This is a genomic window from Stenotrophomonas sp. LGBM10 (genome assembly GCF_046736075.1).
Classification (GTDB): Bacteria; Pseudomonadota; Gammaproteobacteria; order Xanthomonadales; family Xanthomonadaceae; genus Stenotrophomonas.
In genome coordinates this window covers 79,307-97,428 of record NZ_CP177163.1, presented here as the reverse complement: position 1 = coordinate 97,428, position 18,122 = coordinate 79,307, and the positions used below count along the sequence as shown (strand labels likewise).

General features: G+C 68.9%; 20 protein-coding genes. 3 read left to right on the top strand and 17 right to left on the bottom strand.

Annotation, left to right across the window (positions count from 1 at the left end; all coding sequences use genetic code 11):
• Positions 1–126: 126 nt before the first annotated feature.
• From ACLB90_RS00365 to ACLB90_RS00350, 4 genes are read right to left on the bottom strand one after another with little or no spacing between them, the layout of a single operon-like run.
• Positions 127–774: a DUF2894 domain-containing protein gene (locus ACLB90_RS00365; protein WP_411851095.1), complete on the bottom strand. Its 648-nt coding sequence runs from the start codon at positions 772–774 to the stop codon at positions 127–129.
• Entirely contained in the window at positions 764–1,405 is a 642-nt protein-coding gene (locus tag ACLB90_RS00360) for an OmpA family protein (protein ID WP_411851094.1), read from the bottom strand. Before ACLB90_RS00360 ends, ACLB90_RS00365 begins: the two co-directional genes overlap by 11 nt.
• Positions 1,402–3,837, bottom strand: a complete 2,436-nt coding sequence (locus ACLB90_RS00355; RefSeq protein ID WP_411851093.1) for a DUF802 domain-containing protein — start codon at positions 3,835–3,837, stop codon at positions 1,402–1,404. Before ACLB90_RS00355 ends, ACLB90_RS00360 begins: the two co-directional genes overlap by 4 nt.
• Before the next feature lie 10 nt (positions 3,838–3,847).
• Complete coding sequence (locus ACLB90_RS00350; protein ID WP_411851092.1) at positions 3,848–4,540, bottom strand: DUF3348 domain-containing protein; 693 nt, start codon at positions 4,538–4,540, stop codon at positions 3,848–3,850.
• 166 nt (positions 4,541–4,706) lie between these two features.
• Between ACLB90_RS00350 and ACLB90_RS00345 the strand changes: the two genes are divergently transcribed.
• Positions 4,707–5,462, top strand: coding sequence for a helix-turn-helix domain-containing protein (locus tag ACLB90_RS00345; protein WP_411851091.1), 756 nt, complete (start codon positions 4,707–4,709; stop codon positions 5,460–5,462).
• Positions 5,463–5,482: 20 nt separating this feature from the next.
• On the opposite strand, the gene ACLB90_RS00340 is transcribed toward ACLB90_RS00345, so the two are convergent.
• Entirely contained in the window at positions 5,483–7,012 is a 1,530-nt protein-coding gene (locus ACLB90_RS00340) for a flavodoxin domain-containing protein (RefSeq protein ID WP_411851090.1), read from the bottom strand.
• Positions 7,013–7,017: 5 nt separating this feature from the next.
• Positions 7,018–7,446, bottom strand: a complete 429-nt coding sequence (locus ACLB90_RS00335) for a PAS domain-containing protein (RefSeq protein WP_411851089.1) — start codon at positions 7,444–7,446, stop codon at positions 7,018–7,020.
• 246 nt (positions 7,447–7,692) lie between these two features.
• On the opposite strand from ACLB90_RS00335, the gene ACLB90_RS00330 reads away from it, so the two are divergent.
• Positions 7,693–9,171, top strand: coding sequence for a helix-turn-helix domain-containing protein (locus ACLB90_RS00330; protein ID WP_411851088.1), 1,479 nt, complete (start codon positions 7,693–7,695; stop codon positions 9,169–9,171).
• Between the two features lie 9 nt (positions 9,172–9,180).
• Here the strand turns inward: ACLB90_RS00330 and ACLB90_RS00325 are convergent, their stop codons facing one another.
• The 11 genes from ACLB90_RS00325 to ACLB90_RS00275 form a co-directional block, all read right to left on the bottom strand.
• Positions 9,181–11,193, bottom strand: a complete 2,013-nt coding sequence (locus ACLB90_RS00325; RefSeq protein WP_411851087.1) for a DUF4135 domain-containing protein — start codon at positions 11,191–11,193, stop codon at positions 9,181–9,183.
• 18 nt (positions 11,194–11,211) lie between these two features.
• On the bottom strand, positions 11,212–12,714 hold the full coding sequence (locus tag ACLB90_RS00320; protein ID WP_411851086.1) for a hypothetical protein: 1,503 nt from the start codon (positions 12,712–12,714) through the stop codon (positions 11,212–11,214).
• Positions 12,715–12,763: 49 nt separating this feature from the next.
• Positions 12,764–13,303 carry a hypothetical protein gene (locus ACLB90_RS00315; RefSeq protein ID WP_411851085.1) on the bottom strand — a complete coding sequence of 180 codons (540 nt, stop codon included), beginning with the start codon at positions 13,301–13,303 and terminating at the stop codon, positions 12,764–12,766.
• A complete protein-coding gene (locus ACLB90_RS00310) occupies positions 13,300–14,352 on the bottom strand; it encodes a hypothetical protein (RefSeq protein ID WP_411851084.1) in 1,053 nt (350 codons plus the stop codon). The genes ACLB90_RS00315 and ACLB90_RS00310 overlap by 4 nt, the downstream gene beginning before the upstream one ends.
• Positions 14,353–14,369: 17 nt before the next feature.
• Positions 14,370–14,717 carry a hypothetical protein gene (locus tag ACLB90_RS00305; RefSeq protein WP_136004821.1) on the bottom strand — a complete coding sequence of 116 codons (348 nt, stop codon included), beginning with the start codon at positions 14,715–14,717 and terminating at the stop codon, positions 14,370–14,372.
• An 18-nt stretch (positions 14,718–14,735) separates the two neighbouring features.
• Positions 14,736–15,263, bottom strand: a complete 528-nt coding sequence (locus ACLB90_RS00300; RefSeq protein WP_411851083.1) for a RebB family R body protein — start codon at positions 15,261–15,263, stop codon at positions 14,736–14,738.
• A gap of 14 nt (positions 15,264–15,277) precedes the next feature.
• On the bottom strand, positions 15,278–15,514 hold the full coding sequence (locus ACLB90_RS00295) for a RebB family R body protein (protein WP_411851082.1): 237 nt from the start codon (positions 15,512–15,514) through the stop codon (positions 15,278–15,280).
• Positions 15,515–15,579: 65 nt separating this feature from the next.
• Entirely contained in the window at positions 15,580–15,852 is a 273-nt protein-coding gene (locus tag ACLB90_RS00290; RefSeq protein ID WP_017357378.1) for a RebB family R body protein, read from the bottom strand.
• 56 nt (positions 15,853–15,908) lie between these two features.
• Positions 15,909–16,175, bottom strand: coding sequence for a RebB family R body protein (locus ACLB90_RS00285; RefSeq protein WP_017357377.1), 267 nt, complete (start codon positions 16,173–16,175; stop codon positions 15,909–15,911).
• A gap of 29 nt (positions 16,176–16,204) precedes the next feature.
• Entirely contained in the window at positions 16,205–16,474 is a 270-nt protein-coding gene (locus ACLB90_RS00280; protein ID WP_411851081.1) for a RebB family R body protein, read from the bottom strand.
• Between the two features lie 38 nt (positions 16,475–16,512).
• Positions 16,513–16,800: a RebB family R body protein gene (locus ACLB90_RS00275; RefSeq protein WP_026070992.1), complete on the bottom strand. Its 288-nt coding sequence runs from the start codon at positions 16,798–16,800 to the stop codon at positions 16,513–16,515.
• A 337-nt stretch (positions 16,801–17,137) separates the two neighbouring features.
• Here ACLB90_RS00275 and ACLB90_RS00270 point away from each other — a divergent pair, with 337 nt between their 5' ends.
• Positions 17,138–18,094: a hypothetical protein gene (locus ACLB90_RS00270; RefSeq protein WP_411851080.1), complete on the top strand. Its 957-nt coding sequence runs from the start codon at positions 17,138–17,140 to the stop codon at positions 18,092–18,094.
• Positions 18,095–18,122 lie beyond the last annotated feature (28 nt).

Sequence of the window (18,122 nt, the reverse complement as noted above, 5' to 3'; positions counted from 1 at the left end):
CGTCGCAAGCGTGACGGGAGAAGAAGATCATCCTGTGGACCCTCCAGCGTGAGAGGTAGCGAGTGGCTACTGATTATCGCCCATGATTCACTGCCCGGGTCTGCTACGGTTGGGTCCAGTGCACGATCACCCCGGCTTGCGCGTACGAGGTTTGCGCGGCTTGCCGGGGGAGGGCTTGGGCGCATCCCTGCTGCCCAGCAGGCCGCCCTGCTGCAGGTGTTCCATCCAGGCCAGCGCATCGACGTAGGCCATGAAGTGGCGCAGATAGCCGGGGGCCAGCTCGCCCATGCGGGTCATGGCGCGGTGCACGAGCACGGCCGAGTTCAGCGGGCCGCCGTCGCCCGGCCCCTGCGCCAGCGACTGCCGGACCTGGCTGCGCGTGCGCACGGCACTCCACACTGCCTGGAACTCGGCCACGGCCGGCATCGCCGGGAACGCGGCCGTCGGCGAAGAGGGATCGCGGGCCCCGCTGCTGTCGTCCGGTGCGCGCTCGGCCTGCGCCCGCAGCGAGACGCGCAGGTCGTGCAGGGCGGCGTGACCCGGCCGCGCGCCGGCGGCAGGGGCGGTTGGCGACGCTGAGGGCAGCGCGGCTGCATAGGCGGCAACGTGGGCTGCCAGCGTCTGTTCCAGCTGCGTGCGTGCCGTACCGTCATGGTCCTGCGCACGTTCTGCCAGCGACTGCATCGCGTGCAGCCGCCACAGCGTGTGGCCGGGTGCGGGCTGCGCCAGCCACGCGGCCAGCTGTGCACGTGGCTCGATCCGCTCAGTGCGCATCGCGCGGTGCCGAGGGGCGGGGCATCGGGGCGATCTCCACCCGGCGATTGCGTGCGCGGCCTTCTTCGTCGGCATTGGAGCCGACCGGCTGCTCGGCACCGAAGGCCGCCGCGAACACCGCATTGGCCGGCACGCCCTCGGCAATCAACGCGCGGGTCACGGTCAACGCACGTTCGGCCGACAGCGCCCAGTTGTCGGCGAACTGGCGGTTGCCTTCGCGTACTTGGCGGTCGTCGGTGAAGCCGCTGACCATCAGAATCTCCTCGCGCGAGGCGAGGTAGCCGGCCAGCGGGCCAGCCAGGCTCTGCAGCAGTTCGCGGCCTTCCGGCTGCAGCTGGTCAGAGTTCAGCGCGAACAACACGCTGCCGCGGATGCCGATGCGGCCATCCACGAGCGTGACGCGGCCGGCCGCCAGCGGCACGGCCAGTGCCTGCTCCAGGGTCTGGCGACGCTGGGCCTCGGCCTGGCGCTGTTTGACTTCCTGGTCCAGCCGGTCGGATGTTTCCACCTGCAGCACCACCACGCCGACCAGGATCAGCACGAACGCACCGAGCAGCACCGACATCAGGTCGCCGAAGGCGGCCCAGATCGGCGCGCCGGACTCGCCGTCGGACTCGATCTCCCCGCTCATGCGGATTCCGCTTCCGCAGCGGCACCACGGCCGGCGAGGGCCTGCAGCTCCTCGATGATCTGCTTCTGCGAGAGCACGCTGAGATCGATCACTTCACGCGCCTGCGCCACGTAGTAGGCCAACTGGTCGTCGCTGCGCGACAGCGTGGTCTCCAGCGCGCCGGCGATCTGCTCCAGGCGTTCGCCCAGACCCTGGCTGGAACTGCCGAAGGTGTGCATCGCCGCACCGAACGCGTCGGCCAGGCTGGCCACGTCCACGGCACTGCCCGTGACCTGCGCAGCCACCGCGTCGAGCTTGCCGGTCTCGGCAGCGATGTGGTCGGTGAAACGACTGCCCACGCGTTCCATCAGCTCGGCGGAAGTGCTGACCAGAGCATCGACCGCGCCACGTTGTTCGGTGGACGCATGGTTGACCGCGTCCAGCAGCGTTTCCAGCGTGGCCAGCAGGTGACCGCGCTCTTCGAGCATGGCGGTGTCGCGGACCATGCTGTCGGAAAGCTTCTGACGCAGTTCCGCCACGACCTCCGCTGCGGCCTTCGGGGCTTCCGACGCGGCCTGGACCAGGCGCGAAATCTCGCTGATGGTGTCGCTGGCGTGTGCCTGCGCCTGCGCGGTGATGGTTGCGGCGGTGGCAGCCAGGGTGTCGCAGATCGCCTGCTGGCGCTGCGCGACGTGATCGCCCGTGCGCTCCCAGCGCTCGCCCAGCGTGGCCGACAGCGTCTCGAAAGCCGCCGCCCAGGTGGACAGGCGCTGCGCGTCGCGCGACTCCAGTGCCGCCTGCAGGCCGGTGTGCGACTGCTGCATCGCGTCGATCAGCGACACGCTGCGCGCCTCCAGTGCGTCCGCAGCGGCGGCCAGCGCCTGCTGGTTGCGTTCCACCAGTGCCGCGTTGACCCCGTCCTGGCGTGCCAGCGCCGCCTGCCAGGCAGCGGCCGTGCTGGCAGCACCCGCATCCAAACGCTGCGCGAGCGTGTCGATCAGGCCGGCTGCGCGTTGATCGTGGCGTTCGCCGAACTGGGCCAGCGCGGTGCCAAGCTGGGTGGTCAGGGCGGTCTGGCTCTGCGACTGCGCGTCCAGCCCGGCCTGCCACGTGTCTGCCGAGGCCTGCAGGCGCGCCGACACCGCATCGAGCAGCGCCACCGTGCGGGCGTCATCGCGCGCGGCTGCCGCGGCGAGGTCGGCACGCAGGGCGCTGGCCAGGGCCGCGTCGGCGTCCTGCTGTGCGCTGGCAAGCGCCTGCTGCGCCTGCTGCTGCGCGGTCACGCCGCGTTCCCACTGCTGCACCGTGTCCTGCAGGCGGGCGGACACCGACTCCACCAGCGTGCCGATCCGCGCATCGTGGTGCTCGGCGAAGCCGCCGAGTGCACTGCGCAGGTCGTCGGCCAGCGCCACCTGGGCCTCGCGCTGCGCGCCCAGCGCATGGGTCCACTGGTCCGCTGCAGCGGTGCGGCTGGCCTCGAAACCAGCGCTGAGGCTGTCCAGCTGCCGTTGCACCGCGTCGCCCACCACACCCTGCAGCGTGGTGTTCTCGCGCACGATGCCGGTGAGCGTCCCTTCCAGCAGCGGCTGCAACACCCCGCCGATGGCGCGGGCGCTGTCGGTGACGCCGGACTGCAGCGTTGCCTGTACCGCCTCGGCGAAGCGGGCATGGTCAGCGTCCATGCGGGCATGGAAGGCGTCCTGGCTGGCGAGCAGCCGCTGGCTGGCCGCCGTACTGCTCTGCTCGATGGCGTGCGTCATTGCCTGCAGGCGCTCGACCAGCGTGGGCAGTACGCCCGCCTGCTCCTGCAGCAGGCGCAGGGTCTTGCTGCGCTGGTGCGCCTGCGAATGCACATGCAGCGTGGTCGCGATCTGGCCATCCAGGTCCTGCACGGCCAGCAGCCGCTCGCGGCGGCAGAGGGCCGAGAGCAGGCCGAGCATGGCCGACGTCGCCACACCGGCAATGGACGTACCGAACGCAACGGCCAGGCCTTCCACCGGTGCCCCCAGCGACCCGCGGATCGCCTGCAGGTCGGTGGCATGGGCCAGCGCCAGGCCGGTACCGCGCAGGGTCGCCATCATGCCCAGCAGCGTGCCGAGCATGCCGAGCAGCACCAGCAGACCCACCAGGTACGGGGTGAGTGTGGGGGCAGGCAGCGCGACGCGCTCGCCTTCCACCCGCAGCCGGACCGCATGGCGCAGCGCCGGCGGCACGCGCTGCAGCCAGCCGGCAAGGCCGTCGCTGGCGGATGACACGTCACCTACGGCGGACGCCAGCGCCCGCGTGCCTTGCCGGTAGCGATACAACTCCACACCGCCGGCGAGATAACACGCGCCGATCAACAGGGCGACCGCCGCGCCGACCGGATTGGAGCCGACATAACCGGCGCCGATCCAGCAGACCGCCATCAGACCGAGGAGGAAGACAACAACGTAGAGGCTGTTCTTGAACATGGGGTCCCAGTTATCGGGGCCGAAGCGCTGCAAGCAGGCCTTCGATCGGTTGGAAACGAACGTCCAGCTCGGCCATCGCGACGTTCTGCATATCGATGCGGAACGCGGTGCGCCAGGCGGGTACGTGGGGTGGGGTGGACGCCGGTGTGGCGTCCGCAGGCGGCTGGGCCGCGTCCTGCAGACGCTGGAAATGCGCGCCGAGCAGGGTCGGGATGCCGGCCAGCAGCGCGTTCTCGCGCGGGCTGAGGGTCTGTTCCATGACCGCATCGATCTCGGCCAGCCGCGCCATCGCGGGCGATACGGCGGCAAGCATGTCGCGCAGCCGGCCGCGCAGGCGACCCGTCGCCGCCATCATCGCCCGCTGCTGGGCCTGGTAGCGCTGGCCGAACGCCGCGAAATCCGCACCGTCGGCCACGGCACGCTCCAGCTCGGCATCCTGCTGCAGCGAGGCCGCCAGCGTGGCGCGGGCGCGCGCGCAGTCCGCGTCTTCGGTGGCGTTGAATGCCGGGCCGGTCTCGGGAGCAGGGGGCAGGCGGCCATCGAGCGCGCGCGACAACGCCACCGCCCGGGTCCAGTCCACCCATTGGCTCAGGCGGTCGGACAGGTCGGGGCTGGACAGCGCGATCCCGCCGTCCATGAGCCCGGACAGCAGGCGGATGAAGGCCGGGCCCGCTACAGGCGTCCGGTGCGGCGTATTGGCCATGGTTCCGCGTAAAAACCACGAATTTTACACGCGATCGGCGGGGGGCGCCGGTTCCCTGCGTTCAGGCCGGGCGGCGGGGTGCGGCCTTGTGCCGCAGGGGCCTGCCGCGCATCGCGTATCATCGGCCCTCGATTTTCCCGTGCCCCCGGTCGCCGCGCTTCTGGCCATGTCGTCTTCACCGTCTTCACCGACTCCCCCGAACCCCGCCGCCGCCGACGATGGCGACGCCCTGCGGTTCTGCAGCACCTGTGCCTTCTCCGATGCCTGTGCGTCGCAGGGCTACGACAAGAGCGCGCTCTCGGAGCTGCATGTGCTGGTGGACCACGTCGGCCCGTTCCACGCCGGCGACACGGTATTCCGTGCCGGGGAGCCTTTCGACGCCATTGCCGCGGTCCGTGCCGGCATGGTCAAGACCACCGTCAGCGACAGCCAGGGCCACGAACAGGTGCTGGGCTTCAGCCTGCCGGGCGAGGTGATCGGGCTGAACGCCATCCACGACGGCCGTTATCCCTGCGATGCGGTTGCGCTGGATACCGTGTACCTGTGCCGGTTCTCGTTCCCGCGCATGAGCCTGCTGGCCACCCGCATGCCGGGGCTGCAGGCGCGGTTGTTCAGCCTGCTGAGTGCGGAGATCGGCAAAGCGGCACTGCTCGCTGCCAACCAACGCACCGATGCCCGCTTGGCCGCCTTCCTGTTGGACCTGTCAGCGCGCTACGCGCGGCGCGGCTTCTCGGCCACGCGCTTCACGTTGATGATGGCGCGCACCGATATCGCCAACTACCTGCGCATGGCGCCGGAAACCACCACGCGCGTGCTGCGGCGCCTGCAGGACGACGGCCTGATTGCGATCCAGCAGCGCGAGGTCCTGCTGCTGCAGCCAGAGCGCCTGGCGGCGCTGGTGGCTGCTGCCGACGCCGGCTGAAGGCAGGCCATCCGGCGCGATCAGTACAGTTCGCAGTGCAGTCGCCCCTGCGCTGCCAGCGCCTCCCATCCCTGCTGCGGCCCGGCGCCCGGCACCAGCCCGTCGATGGCGCCCCGTACCGCCGTGTCGAGATGCCGGCGGTTGCCACACAGATACAGGTGGGCACCGCGGTCGAGCAGGGCGCGAACCTGCGCGGCGTGGTCGCCGAGCGCATCCTGCACGTAGTACTTGGCCTGCCCGTCGCGCGAGAACGCGGTCAACAACCGCGACAGCCGCCCGTTCTGCTGCCACGCAAGCAACTGCCCGCGATACAGGAAGTCGTGCGCACGGTGCTTCTCGCCAAACACCAGCCAGACCTCGCGCTGCTGGTCAGCCGCAGCCATCTCCTGGATCAGGCCCATCAACGGGGCGATGCCGGTTCCGGTACCGACCAGCAGCACCGGGCAGGCCAGATCGCCGGGAAGGCGGAAGCCGGGATTGGCCCGGCAGTACACCCGTGCCGTGCCGGCCCCCTGCAGCAGTGTTCCCGTGGCGGCGCCACGCCGTTCGCGTCCGCGCCGGGTGTAGCGCACCTCGCGCACGCACAGCGCGACCTGCGCCTGGCCACCGGCCGAGGCGATCGAGTACGCACGGGGCAGGCACGGCGACAGCAGCGCGACCAGCCGCTGCAGTGGGAGCGTGTCCGGACGGGCGTGGTCCTCCAGGATGTCCAGCACGTCGTGGCCGTGCAGGTAGGCGTCCAGGGCAGCGCGCTGGCTGCTCTTGAGCAGGTGCTTGAGCGGCTCGCTGCCGCCCAGCCGGGCGATCTCGCGCAGGACTGCGCGCCCGGGCAGCCGCAGTTCGCGGTCCGCCAGTTGGCGTGCCGCCTCGGGTTCCCCGTACCAGTCCGCCAGCGCCTGCAACAGCACGGGATCGTTGTCGGGGATCACATGCAGCGTGTCGCCCGCCTGGTAGGCGATACCGCTGCCGGCCAGGTCCAGCGTGATGTGCCACGCGGCGGGATCGCTCTGGTTGAGGCGTTCGCGCGCCACGATCGGGGCATTGAACGCGTTGTCCTGGCCATAGGCCGTGACCTGCAGGCATAGATCCCGCGCCGCCGTGCCATTGCCGGCCAGCGCATCGCCGAGTGCCGGTGCCCACCGGTCGAAGAACGCGGGATAGCAGGCATCCGCATCGACCCGCTGCAGCAGCGGGGTGGCACTGCGGTCGGCGAGCAGTGCGTCGAGCGCCTTGGTGAAACCGCAGAAGCGCGGATAGCCGGTGTCGCCCAGCCCGAACACGGCATAGCGCAGGCCGTGCAGTCCCGAGGCATGGCGCAGCGCCTCGAAGAAGCGCTCACCATTGGCCGGCGGCTCGCCGTCGCCGAACGAACTGGCGACCGCCAGCAGCACATCGCCGTGGCCAAGCTGCGCCACGTCGATGTCATTGAGCGCCAGCACCTGCGGCGCGTGGCCATGCAGAGCCGGATGGGTCTGCAGACGCCGGGCGAGGGCATGCGCCGTGCCCGACTCGGAGCCATAGCCGAGCAGCACGCGCTGGACGGGCGCCATCGCGCTCATGCGGCGGCGTAGGCGTCGTCGAACTTCTCCTTGCTGAACTCCACGGCCTCGAAGTCGGCCATGAGGTCGTTCACCACCCGGCGGATGCTGATGTAGGCCGTGATGTTGCCGGCCGCATCGAACAGCGGCTGCACGGTGGTATCGACCACGTAGAGCACGCCGCCCTTGCCCAGGTTCGGCACGATGCCGGCCCAGGTGCGGCCGGCCTTGATGGTGTCCCACATGTCCTTGTAGACGGCCTTGGGCACGTCGGGATGGCGGACCATGCTGTGCGGCTGCCCGATCAGCTCCTCGCGCGTGAAGCCGGTGAGCGTGCAGAACAGGTCGTTGGCATAGGTGATGGTGCCCTGCAGGTCGGTGGTGGAAATCACCATGACGTTGTCGAGGGCCTGCAGCAGCTGGGCGGCGTCGGGGCGGTAGTGCATGACGGGATTCCTGTTGGGGTGTCGATGGGGCCGCGTGGCGGTTGGCCGGCGCGGTGACGTCGTGTCCTGCATAGGAATACGGCAGCGCCACGCGGACCGCGTTGACATTGGTCAAGTGCCCGTCGTGCACGCCTGCGACATGGCGTCGCAGGGCCAGCCGCAGGTTGCAACGCACGGTCGTACGCCCTGTCTGCCGCTCGCGTACATCTTCGGTTGCGACGCCGCCTGCGGCCTGGAGGAGACGACATGGAGGACGAGGTCACCGCGGCCGTGCATCGCGCGTATCGCGCCGGACTGCCGCTCGAGGAGCAGATGCGGGCATTGCTCGGCGAGCTGGCGCTGCACGTGCGGGCGGTGGAGGCAATCATGATTGTTGCTGCCGCGCAGCCGGTGCATCTGCGTGCCCCGTCGCCTCGCCTGCGGGCGGGCGCGACCGTGCAGCGCTGCTTCCCGATCGCCTATGCCGGTGTCCCGCTGGGCGAGTTGCGGCTGGGTTGGACGGGCGCGGCGCCTGGCCCCGAGGTCCTGCGCTTCTGCGTGCTGTTCGCCCATCGATGCGCGCTGCTAGTCAAACGCCATGAGCTGCAGGCGTGGGCCGCGTCCCGGTTGTCGCGACCGTTGCTGCTGGTCGGCGTCTGCGCGGCGCGCAACCGTCTTGATGCCTTCGTGGAGAAGGCCGCCTGCAGCCGCCTGCCGGTGATCCTGCACGGTGAATTCGGTACCGACACTGCCGAGCTGGCGGCGGCGATCCATGCGGCCGGGCCCTGCCACGATGCGCCTTTCGTGGAGATCCAGTGCGCCGATCCGTCCGGTGTGCCGGCGCAGTGGTTCGAACAGGCACAGGACGGCAGCCTGTTCCTCAACGGTGTCGACGCGCTGCCGCTGGCCGTGCAGGTGCAGTTGCCGCACCGCATCCATTGCCTGCAGAGCCAGCGCCTGCAGGGACCTGCCGGCAGGCGGTGCCGGGTTATCGCCTCGTGCAGCAGCGACCTGTCGCAGCGCGTGCGGGAGGGAGGGTTCTCCCAGACCCTGTTGGCCGAACTGAACTTTCTGGTGGCCGATGTGCCGCCCCTGCGCGAGCGGCTGGGCGAACTGGATGGCCTGGTGCACCTGCTGCTCGCCCGGCATGGCTTCGATCCGGCGGCGCTCGTCACCGACGAACTGCTCGCCACGCTGCGCAGGCACACCTGGCCGGAGAACCTCTTCGAGCTGGAACGGGTGGTGGTTCGCCGGGCCGCGCTGGGCGAGGGGGAGCCACTGCGCGGCAATGAGCTGCCTGCACCCCCTGCAGATGCCGTCGCCGGTTTCGTGACGCAACGCCCGGGGCGCCCGGCCGCCCATTGGGCCGGCATCGCACTGCAGGGCGATGCGGCGGCGTTGTACCCGCTGCACGATGCCGTGCGGCGTGCCGTGCTGTTCCTCGGCGAACACCATGCCGAGCCGCTGTCGTTGGGGCTGCTTGCCCGCGAGGTGCACGTCAGCCCGTCGCACCTCGGCTACCTGTTGCGCACCGAGCTGGGCACCTCGTTCAAACCGCTCCTGCAATGCCTGCGCATCGAGCAGGCCAAGCGGCTGCTGTGCGAGCAGCCCCGCCTGCGCATCACCGAGATCGCACAGCGTGTGGGCTTTGGCGACCTCAGCCACTTCGAGCGCAGCTTCCGCCGCCAGGTCGGCGCCTGCCCCCGTGCGTACCGGCGCGGTGGGCAGGGCCGAGGCGTACTGTGACGCACCGTCCTACCAGCGGGAGACCTCGGCAACCGCGGCGTTGATCCGGGTGGTGGCGAAATTGCCATTGTTCTGCTGCATGGCGGTCAGATACGCCTGCTGCATCTGCACCACCGGCTCCGTGAAGTAGGTGGCTGGCAGCAGCGGCGCAGGCGTTCCCCACAGCGTGACGAGCAGGTTGGACAGGGTCTGCTGGTTCACGGGGATCGCCGCCTGGACGGCCGCGCCGTAGTCCACGGTCACCACCTTGCCGATCGAACTCATGGCGTCGGCGCTGATCATCTGCTGGTAGCTGGTCGGGATGTCGCCGGCGATGAAGTCGGCGGCGGTCTGGGGGTCCAACCAGATGGCAAAGGACGGTCGGACAGTGGTGTAGGCGAGGTTCAACTGCGCGCGGGTGAGCGCCCCTGCCGGCGGGTTGGCGGTGGTGTAGAACTCCGTGGCCCAGCGCTGCATCGATATCCTGCCGGCACGCTGACAATCCAGGACAATCTCGGCGGGGGAGTGGGCCGCATGATCCGGTTCGTTGAAGCTGTTGTACCGCCGCAACTGGGTCATCAGCTCATCGGTACCGGTGAGCAGAATCCGCGTGACCACCCGCTGGGCAGCCTGCAGCCATGCGTTGTATCCCGGCTGGTTGGCGATGATCAGGCCCACGGCATTCTGGAACGTGGTCAGCAGCGCGTTCTTGTCGGTCGGCGAGGGCTGGGTCAACACGCCCGTCGTGTCGTAGAGGGCATTCTGCGTCGCCTTGGTGTCCGTCATCGGCTCGTACTCGAGCCTCGATGTGCCCCAGTAGGTGATGTGGCGACGTTGCACCGGCACCTCGAATGAACGGTATGCCCCGGACAGGCTCGTATCCCCGGGCAGGGCCTGGATGCCGGACGGCGCCATCTCCAGATCGATCAGGTACGGCATGTGCGCATGCACGATCAGGTTCTCCTGGTGCATGTCGGTGACCTGCAGCAGCCAGCACAGCGCCAGCAGACCCCCGAACGAGCGGTAGAACGTGTCGCGCTGCGCGCCGGACGTGAACCGGTTGTCACCCTGCGCACTGGAGAGGAACTCGGTGTAGCCGTACGACTGCCTGACAGGCAGCTGGCCATTGACCGCCACCAGCGACGTGCCGGGCCAGACAGGCAGGATGCGGTAGGTGGAGGCCACACAGGCGAACTGGCCCGCCGCCTGCGCGGTCAGCATTTCGGCGAGGCTGCCGGCGGCATTGTTGAGCAGGTTGGTCTGGGTGACGCCCTTCCAGATCACCGCACGCAATTGGTTGGCGTTCAGCGCCGCCGTCAGCGCGTGGGTGTCGCCGACAATGCGGAAGTCGCGCTCGACGTCCGAGGGCTTGTAGACCAGCCGATGGGAGAGCGCAGCGGCATCACGGAACGTCAGCAGCAGCACCTGGCCGCCCCCCTTGTGGAAGTCGCTGCCCGTGGCCCCGATCTCGGTCAGCGCCTGCATCCCGGTACCACCGAAGAAGAAGGCCTCCAGGTCCGGCCAGTCCTCCAGCACGCGGTCGCAGCATTGGAGGATGTTGCGCTGGAAGTTGGCGGCCGTTGTCTCCACCATCCGCCGCGTCATCGGGTAGCGACGGTTGAACGCCTGCACGCCTTCCCACGGCGGTGCGCCGACCGGGGCGAGGATCTGCGGCCAGTCCGCGCTGGCCACGTAGGGATCGACCGCGTGCTGCAGGCAGGCGGAGATGTAGCGCGGGTAGGTCGCATCCTCGGTGATCGGCTGGCCGGGCGCGCTGTTGGCGGCAAAGGCGTTCAGATCGGCGACGACGCTGCCGGTGACATAGCCATCCAGCAGCAGCGCCAGGGATCCCAGCAACGCGGCGTCGGCTAGGGCATCGGCAACGCGCGGATGCCGGGCGGCGTAGGCAGCGAGCCCCAGCGCGACCGCTTCCAGGTCGGCCTTGTACAGCTGCGCACGAAGGCGCTCCGGTACCTGGACCCGCAGCGGCGGCGGTCCACCCGCGCGGGGCGGCGTTGCAGCGAACAAGATCAGCGTATCCATGTCGGATTCCTGGTATGGCTAGTCGGTGAGAGGGGGATAGTCGCCGGTGATCCATAGCTCCGAACTGCGGAACATCGCGTATGCCGCCGGATTGCCGTTGACCCGCGTCAGTAGATCGAGCAGCTTCATCTCCTCAACCACTTTGCCGCCCTTGATCCGGTAGACGGTGTTGTCGATGTCCTCCACCCAGTCGATCGAGAGGGTGAAGTAGCCACCGGGCAGCGGGTTGCCATAGGTCTTGTCGCTGCTGGAGACGTACACGATGCGGCGACGACCGGCCATGCGGATTTCGCTCTCGTGCACCAGAAAGCAGAGCGCGTCGCTGAAGGGGGTGGGGGCGGGCGCCGGCGGGGCAGCCACGAAGGCCTGCAGCGCACTGTCGTAGCCCTCGATCCACGGGTTGGCATCGGCACCGACCGTGCTCCACGTGCGCAGCGCGTCTATCGTCGCCGAGACATACTGGGGCGTGAGGACCGTCGAGCCTGGCGCGGCTGCCATCAGGGTGTTCAGCAGCTGCTGGGCGGTGGTCGCATCGACACCGGTGCCGCGTGCGGTCCAGAACAGCCCGCGCAGCTGGCGCAGGTGGTCCACGCGCGCACGGACCAGCGGCGCGCGGTTCAGGCCGATGATGCCGATGGTGCGGATGCCGCGCTGCAGCTGCGGGTCGCGCGAGGTCAGCATCCAGTCATCGAAGGCCTTGGCTACCTGCGGGCGGCTGATCGACTGCCCCTGCGCATTGGTCTGCGCGGGGATCAGCGTCGGATCGGCCCACAGCTCCTGCTCGATCTGCGGCGGACCCCAGCCGCGCGTGGCGCTGTAGAAGGCCTTGACCACGTCGAACGGAAAGGCGCGCCCGTTCATCGGGTTGAAGCGGATGAAGTCGCGCGGATCCTCGGTGTAGGGGTTGATCAATATCGGCCGTTCGTTCTCGATGGTTGCCGGTGGAGACCGCTTGCCGAGGATCGGGAACTCGTTCTTCTTGTAGGCGCTGTTGCACAGCGTGCAGCTGTACATCAGGTTGCTGGGATCGTAGGCGAGCAGGCAGTAGCCAGGACGCATCATCGCCGGCGAGGGTGAGTTGGTGTACGCGGCTTTCGGGCGGAAGTGCTCGACGTCGCCATACGCGGTGTGCTGTATCAGCGTTTCGCAGAATGCGCAGCGCCCCACGTGGCTGGCCACGATCGCCTGCTTGATCGCCGGGCTGCCGTACAGGTCCGGATCGAAGGCCGCCGAGGTGAAGCCCACCATCACCTCGTCGCGCTCGACGAAGCCGGCACCATCGTCGCGCAGCAGGCGCAGACGTTCGGTATAGAAGGCCACGTTGTCCACCAGCAGCGCCGGATAGCCGTCGGCTTTGAGCCGCTTGCGGTCGGTGGCCCCGAGCAGCACATACTTGCCCGATGGCGCCCGGCCGGCTGTGGACAGTGTCGCCACCAGTTGTTTCATGCGCCCGGTCAGTTCGCTGGCCTTGCGCTGGTCCTGCGGCGTCTGCTCGGGCGCCTTGTACGGGATCTTGATCATGGCGTTGATTCCAGGTGGCGGTGCGGCCCATCGGGCGGTGGTGCTGTGCTCAGGACGCCGGATCGTCCGACGCCGCGCCCATCGCCTGGTCGGCCTCGCGGACGGCGGCCTCCATTGCGGCGTCGGCGGCGCTGTCGGCCTGCTGCATCGCGCGGGTGGCGGCATCCATCGCCTGCGCCATTGCATCCGTCGCGCCGGGCAGACCCTGCATCGCCCGCTGCACGGCGGCGTCGCTCTCGGCCATTGCCTTGTCCACCAGGGCCTGGGCCATCTGCAGGGTGTCCTGCATCAGTGCGGGGCCGCTCGGCGGCGCAGGCGTGTCTGGCGCACCCGGCGCCGGGGTAGGGGTGTCGTCGACCATGTTCGGTTCTCCTTGGGGACGGGATGCGGGGCGAAAGGGACGGGCCGGCGAGGCCGGCGCGGCGGCGTGCAAGGTGCCCAGCGCATCGCGCAGCGCCTGTTCGGCATCGGCCAGCGCGCGGCCGGCGCTATCCAGCGCAGCGCGCCGACCCTGTTGCACGGCCTCCTGCGCGGCCGCCGTTGCGCTGGCCATCAGTTCCGCGTGTGCGGGGGGCGCGCCGGCACTCATGCCGGCGTTGCTTCGGGCGCGACGCCCACGGCAGGCACGGGACCGAAGAACTGCAGCGACACCACGCCGTGATCGACCTGGAGCACGGCGCGCACACCATCGGCGTCGATCCGGAACGTGCAGCGGCGCCCGTCCTGTGCCAGGCGGCCCTGGGTGGGGCGATGCGCGGTCAGGAAGGCCCGTGCACGATCCAGATACGCCGCTGCCGCCGCTGCGGCCACCTGGGGATCGGTGAGGTCGCCGGGCGTGTTCGCGGCGACCTGCTGCACGGCCAGGGAGATGCGGTCGAAGCCCACCGCGCGCTCCTGCAGCCACGTCGCCAGGCTCGCCGCCACCTCGGCCGGCGAGGGCAGGCCGTCCACCTGCGGGCAGTCCAGCGCACCCAGCAGCGCCGGCAGCAGCGCCTGCATCGTTGCCGTGGCCGCCTGCGCGCGCCCTTCCGGCGTCGACGCCGACGCTGCGCAGCGTGCATACAGGCGCAGGTAGTCGCAGAACTCCACCGGTGTGCGTGCCTGCGCCGCGGCGAAGGCGCCGGCCTCCTTGATCACGTCCAGCGGAATGCCCAGCGTCGGGCAGGCCATGATCGTCTCGGCCACGGCCAGCGACTCGCCGAAATCCATGCACTGGAACAGGGGTGATGCTTCCAACTCGAACTCACGCAGACCCAGCGTGCCGGTGAACAGGTAGGCCAGGTCGGCCAGATAGTGGTCGGTGCGGATGCGGTGGATCTGCGCGTCGAGCACGTCGTCGTGCTCACCGGCCTCGTAGCGCGCCAGCAGGTCCAGATCGTTCGGCGCCAGGGTCATCAGCTTGACCGGGCTGACCCGTGTCATCAGCCTGGACAACAGGGTGAGCGGCGATGCGTGCAGGCCGCTCTGGACGGCCTCCAGCAGCAGCGTTTCATCGGCAAACGCATAGCGCCGGCCGGCCGGCGCAAGCGCCCACGCCAGCCATTCGGGCCCGCCGTCGATGAAGCGCAGCACCTGCTGGCAGCGTGGCGAGAGCTGTGCGGCGCCGGTAATGGTGCGGCCGGCCAGTGTCACGGTCATGGGCGTTCTCCTGGGTCTCAGCCGGCCGGGAAGTCTTTGAGTACGGTCGCGGCGGCGGTGCCGACACGGGCGAAATCATCGGTGGCGCCCTGCATCAGCGACTGCGCCTGGGTCAGCGCCTTGGCGTACTTGTCCTCGCCGGTGGCCAGGTACTGGGCCATTGCCACGCCGGCGGCCGTGGTGGCGATGGTGGAGACGTTGCGCAGCGCATCGGCCGCATCCTGCACGGCGATCGCGGCCGACTGCGCCACCGACTGGTACGCCTTGCCGGCACCACTGGTGAGCACCACCTGTGGGCTCATGGTGGCGAGCTGCACCTGGTTGATGACGTCGATGACCTGGGCATTGACCTTGGTCGGGTCCATGAGAGTTCCTTGCTGGCGTCAGGAAGACGGGGTGTCGTTCGGATCGGACGCCGGCGCGGCAGGTGCCGGCGGAGGCGTCGGCGGGGCTGGCGGTGTGGCCGGCGGTGTGGCCGCAGCCGAGAGGTCGTGCAAAGTCTGCAGGTCCGCCTGCGCGGTGCTCGCGTTGGCGCTGGAGCCGATCGCCTGTGCCTGGAGCGCGCCGATGGCGGCCTTGCCCTCCGCAGTGGCGGCGGCGATCACGGCGGCCGGCGGCGGCGGGAGGGGTGGCGGGCCCGGCAGCGCGGCCACATTCGGCGGCGGCGGCGGCACGGGCGGCGGCGGGGGCGGCGGCACCGGGAAGGGGGCGGAAATCATCTTGGCGCAGGCAGCAGTAATCGCCGCGGCGCTGATCATGCTCGCGCTCTGCTGGCGGTTGACCGCGTTGTGCATCGCATTGCCGAGTGTTTCCAGCAGTACGATGTCGAGCATGGCGTGCGCCTGGCCGGGCGCCTGGCCGGCGGCGAGCGTCACGATGCCACTGACCGTGTCGACGATCTGGCTGTTCATGGTTCCTGGGTCGCTCATGTCGACGTCGCTCCTTTCTGGATGATCAAGGCAAGGGTCTGTGCGAGTGCGGCACCGGCCATGACCTGTCCGCGTTGCTGGTTGGCGATGGCGTTCTGCATGGCCAGGCCGAGCGAATCGGCCATCGTCAGGTAGGTCGCCACCATCGCGAATGCGGGGGCTTGGCCAAGGGCCATCGCCGACCCTGCGTCGGTGATATCGACCAGGGCGGCGATGGCGGGGACGTCGGCCATGCCGTACGTTCCGGACCGGGATGGCCCAGCACGTCAGGCGCGATCCCCCGCGCCTGCGCGCTGGATCAGCCCAGGCCCAGGATTTCCCGCGTGGCCACGCCGTTGGACGCGGTATCGATCGCATACAGGGTGGACACCCCCTGCGTGGTCGAGGCCTGCATGGTCACGTAGGACTGCTGCTGGTTGTTGGTCGCGTTGTGCGCGGCGTTGGACAACGCCTGGCTGGTGGCGACGAACAGGTTGCCCATCGCGATCGCCGGCGAATCGCCGAGGACCTTGGTGTTCACCTGCGAAACCGAATCGGTGATCTGGTTGTTGACGGCAGTGGGAAATGCCATGGTGGTTGCTCCTTGTGGGACGACTGCGGAATGGAAGGATCCAGCGGCGGGTCACATCAGCCGAGGATCTTCCGGGTGGCGGCGCCGGTAGCGCCGGTATCGAGCGAGTAGAGCAGCGACACGCCCATCGTGGTCGCCGCCTGCGCGGTGACGTACATCTGCTGCTGCGCCAGCGTGGCGTTGTGCGCGGCGTTGGCCAGCGCCTGCGCGGTGGCCTGGTACAGGTTGCCCATCGCAGTGGCCGGGGCGGTGCCCAGCACCTGCAGGTTGGCCTGCGAGACCGAATCGGTGATCTGGTCGTTGACGGCGGTCGGGAATGCCATGTGCGCGACTCCTTGGCGTCAGGCGAGGGTTACGCGCCCAGGATCTGCTTGGTGGCCACGCCGGTGGTGGCGGTGTCCACGGCATACAGGGTGGCCACGCCCATCGTGGTGGCGGCCTGCGCGGTCACGTAGCTCTGCTGCTGGGCGTTGGTCGCGTTGTGGGCCGCGTTGGCCAGCGCCTGCGCGGTGGCCTGGTACAGGTTGCCCATCGCGATGGCCGGGGCGTCGCCCAGCACCTTGGTGTTGACCTGGGTGACCGAGTCGGTGATCTGGTTGTTTACGGCGGTCGGGAATGCCATGTAGTGCTCCTTGTTATGCAGCGGTCAGTGATGCGCGATCAGCCCAGGCCACGAACGCCGGTGCTGAGGATTTCCTTGGTGGCCACGGCGGTGGAAGCGGTATCGATGGAATACAGCGTGGCCACACCCATCGTGGTCGCCGACTGCGCGGTCACGTAGCTCTGCTGCTGGGCGTTGGTGGCGTTGTGGGCAGCGTTGGCCAGCGCCTGCGCGGTGGCTTGATACAGGTTGCCCATCGCGATCGCCGGCGCATCGCCCAGGACCTTGGTATTGGCCTGGGTGACGGAATCGGTGATCTGGTCATTGACGGCGGTCGGGAATGCCATGTGAATCTCCTGCAGTTGTGGGTAGGCAAGACGGCGGGACATCACGGCGTCCGGGTCCTGCCGATCATTCGCCACCGGTCTGTCGCTGTGCCGGGGAGCGTCACGTGGCGGAAGGTCGTTGCACCGTGGGGCCACAGTAGGCCGGTGGCCGAAACGCCGATACGCGCCAATGACGGAAAATGCGGCGCCGATGACGGCAAAGCAGGGCACGACTGTCGGGAGATTCCCCACATCGATGCGCGATTGCGCCGTATTCGCTGCGTTACGTACCGCAGCGGTGGTGCGGCAGGAGCGGATATGGAAGGATTGCGGCCACTACCCAGGGAACGGAGCAGGCATGAAGCAGGAAAGTCTGGTGCAGGCGGCCATCATCGCGTCGCTGGAGGTCTACGGTGACCGCAATGCCGTGCACACCGATGTGTTTGCGCCTTACGCCAATCAACAGGGCTTCACGGGTGGCAAGTATCCGGGAGACATCATTGGCCTGCTCGACGGTGCGCGGATCCTGCTGCTGGAGGTCAAGGAGCTGGACTACCTCACGCCCATTGACCCGGTTCTTCACCAGTTCAATGTTGCGCAGTTCCTTCAGTACGACTGGCTGGAGCAGTCAGGCGTCCCAATCCAGTACGCCTACGCCGCTCGCGACGAGATGCCGTACTTCCTCTTCCCGCGTCGGCGGGAATGGCCTTATGCGACGCTGAATCGAACCCGTGTTTCCCCGCCAGGCAAGCTGATGGATTCGCTGGCCAACTTCATCGCGAAGCGACCCGCGATTGAAGCGCACGGGAATCTGCTGGACTGGCTGCTCAACCTCTCCGCCGCATCGTCCGCGTCTGGCTTGATGCTGCTGGGGTTTCTGGGATCAAGCGCTTCCAATCTGAAGTCGTCGATCCTGATCATCCAGGCAGCGGCCGGTGGATTGACTGCGTTGCCTGCAGCAGCGGTTCGCGAAGCACTTCGAAGCGTCCTGAGCAAGGAACAAACGGACGAGGAGGCGCTGTACGACGAGCGCCAACGCAAGGTTGATGAGGCGCGCGAGGCGATTCTGAACCATGTAACCCGGCACAAAGAGCGGATGGCGGACCTGGATCAACGGGTGGATGTGCGAGCGGAGGAGCTTGGAGATGAGGCGAGTGTCATGCGCGGCCGCGAGCTTACCGACGAGGAGCTGGAAGCGATCAGGATGCGCGCTCGCAACGAAGTTGAGAGCGAGATTCTTGAAGACATTGTCGCAAGGCAAAAGACGTCCCGGCCCACTGCCGTGGTGCGCCGCGGCCACAACCGCCCATCATGATGGAGTGGGCCTCGCCGCCACGACACAT

Bases quoted from the DNA above. Each gene is read 5' to 3' on its own strand.
- ACLB90_RS00365 (WP_411851095.1), bottom strand. From the start codon at position 774: ATGCGCACTGAGCGGATCGAGCCACGTGCACAGCTGGCCGCGTGGCTG.
- ACLB90_RS00360 (WP_411851094.1), bottom strand. From the start codon at position 1,405: ATGAGCGGGGAGATCGAGTCCGACGGCGAGTCCGGCGCGCCGATCTGG.
- ACLB90_RS00355 (WP_411851093.1), bottom strand. From the start codon at position 3,837: ATGTTCAAGAACAGCCTCTACGTTGTTGTCTTCCTCCTCGGTCTGATG.
- ACLB90_RS00350 (WP_411851092.1), bottom strand. From the start codon at position 4,540: ATGGCCAATACGCCGCACCGGACGCCTGTAGCGGGCCCGGCCTTCATC.
- ACLB90_RS00345 (WP_411851091.1), top strand. From the start codon at position 4,707: ATGTCGTCTTCACCGTCTTCACCGACTCCCCCGAACCCCGCCGCCGCC.
- ACLB90_RS00340 (WP_411851090.1), bottom strand. From the start codon at position 7,012: ATGGCGCCCGTCCAGCGCGTGCTGCTCGGCTATGGCTCCGAGTCGGGC.
- ACLB90_RS00335 (WP_411851089.1), bottom strand. From the start codon at position 7,446: ATGCACTACCGCCCCGACGCCGCCCAGCTGCTGCAGGCCCTCGACAAC.
- ACLB90_RS00330 (WP_411851088.1), top strand. From the start codon at position 7,693: ATGGAGGACGAGGTCACCGCGGCCGTGCATCGCGCGTATCGCGCCGGA.
- ACLB90_RS00325 (WP_411851087.1), bottom strand. From the start codon at position 11,193: ATGGATACGCTGATCTTGTTCGCTGCAACGCCGCCCCGCGCGGGTGGA.
- ACLB90_RS00320 (WP_411851086.1), bottom strand. From the start codon at position 12,714: ATGATCAAGATCCCGTACAAGGCGCCCGAGCAGACGCCGCAGGACCAG.
- ACLB90_RS00315 (WP_411851085.1), bottom strand. From the start codon at position 13,303: ATGAGTGCCGGCGCGCCCCCCGCACACGCGGAACTGATGGCCAGCGCA.
- ACLB90_RS00310 (WP_411851084.1), bottom strand. From the start codon at position 14,352: ATGACCGTGACACTGGCCGGCCGCACCATTACCGGCGCCGCACAGCTC.
- ACLB90_RS00305 (WP_136004821.1), bottom strand. From the start codon at position 14,717: ATGGACCCGACCAAGGTCAATGCCCAGGTCATCGACGTCATCAACCAG.
- ACLB90_RS00300 (WP_411851083.1), bottom strand. From the start codon at position 15,263: ATGAACAGCCAGATCGTCGACACGGTCAGTGGCATCGTGACGCTCGCC.
- ACLB90_RS00295 (WP_411851082.1), bottom strand. From the start codon at position 15,514: ATGGCCGACGTCCCCGCCATCGCCGCCCTGGTCGATATCACCGACGCA.
- ACLB90_RS00290 (WP_017357378.1), bottom strand. From the start codon at position 15,852: ATGGCATTTCCCACTGCCGTCAACAACCAGATCACCGATTCGGTTTCG.
- ACLB90_RS00285 (WP_017357377.1), bottom strand. From the start codon at position 16,175: ATGGCATTCCCGACCGCCGTCAACGACCAGATCACCGATTCGGTCTCG.
- ACLB90_RS00280 (WP_411851081.1), bottom strand. From the start codon at position 16,474: ATGGCATTCCCGACCGCCGTAAACAACCAGATCACCGACTCGGTCACC.
- ACLB90_RS00275 (WP_026070992.1), bottom strand. From the start codon at position 16,800: ATGGCATTCCCGACCGCCGTCAATGACCAGATCACCGATTCCGTCACC.
- ACLB90_RS00270 (WP_411851080.1), top strand. From the start codon at position 17,138: ATGAAGCAGGAAAGTCTGGTGCAGGCGGCCATCATCGCGTCGCTGGAG.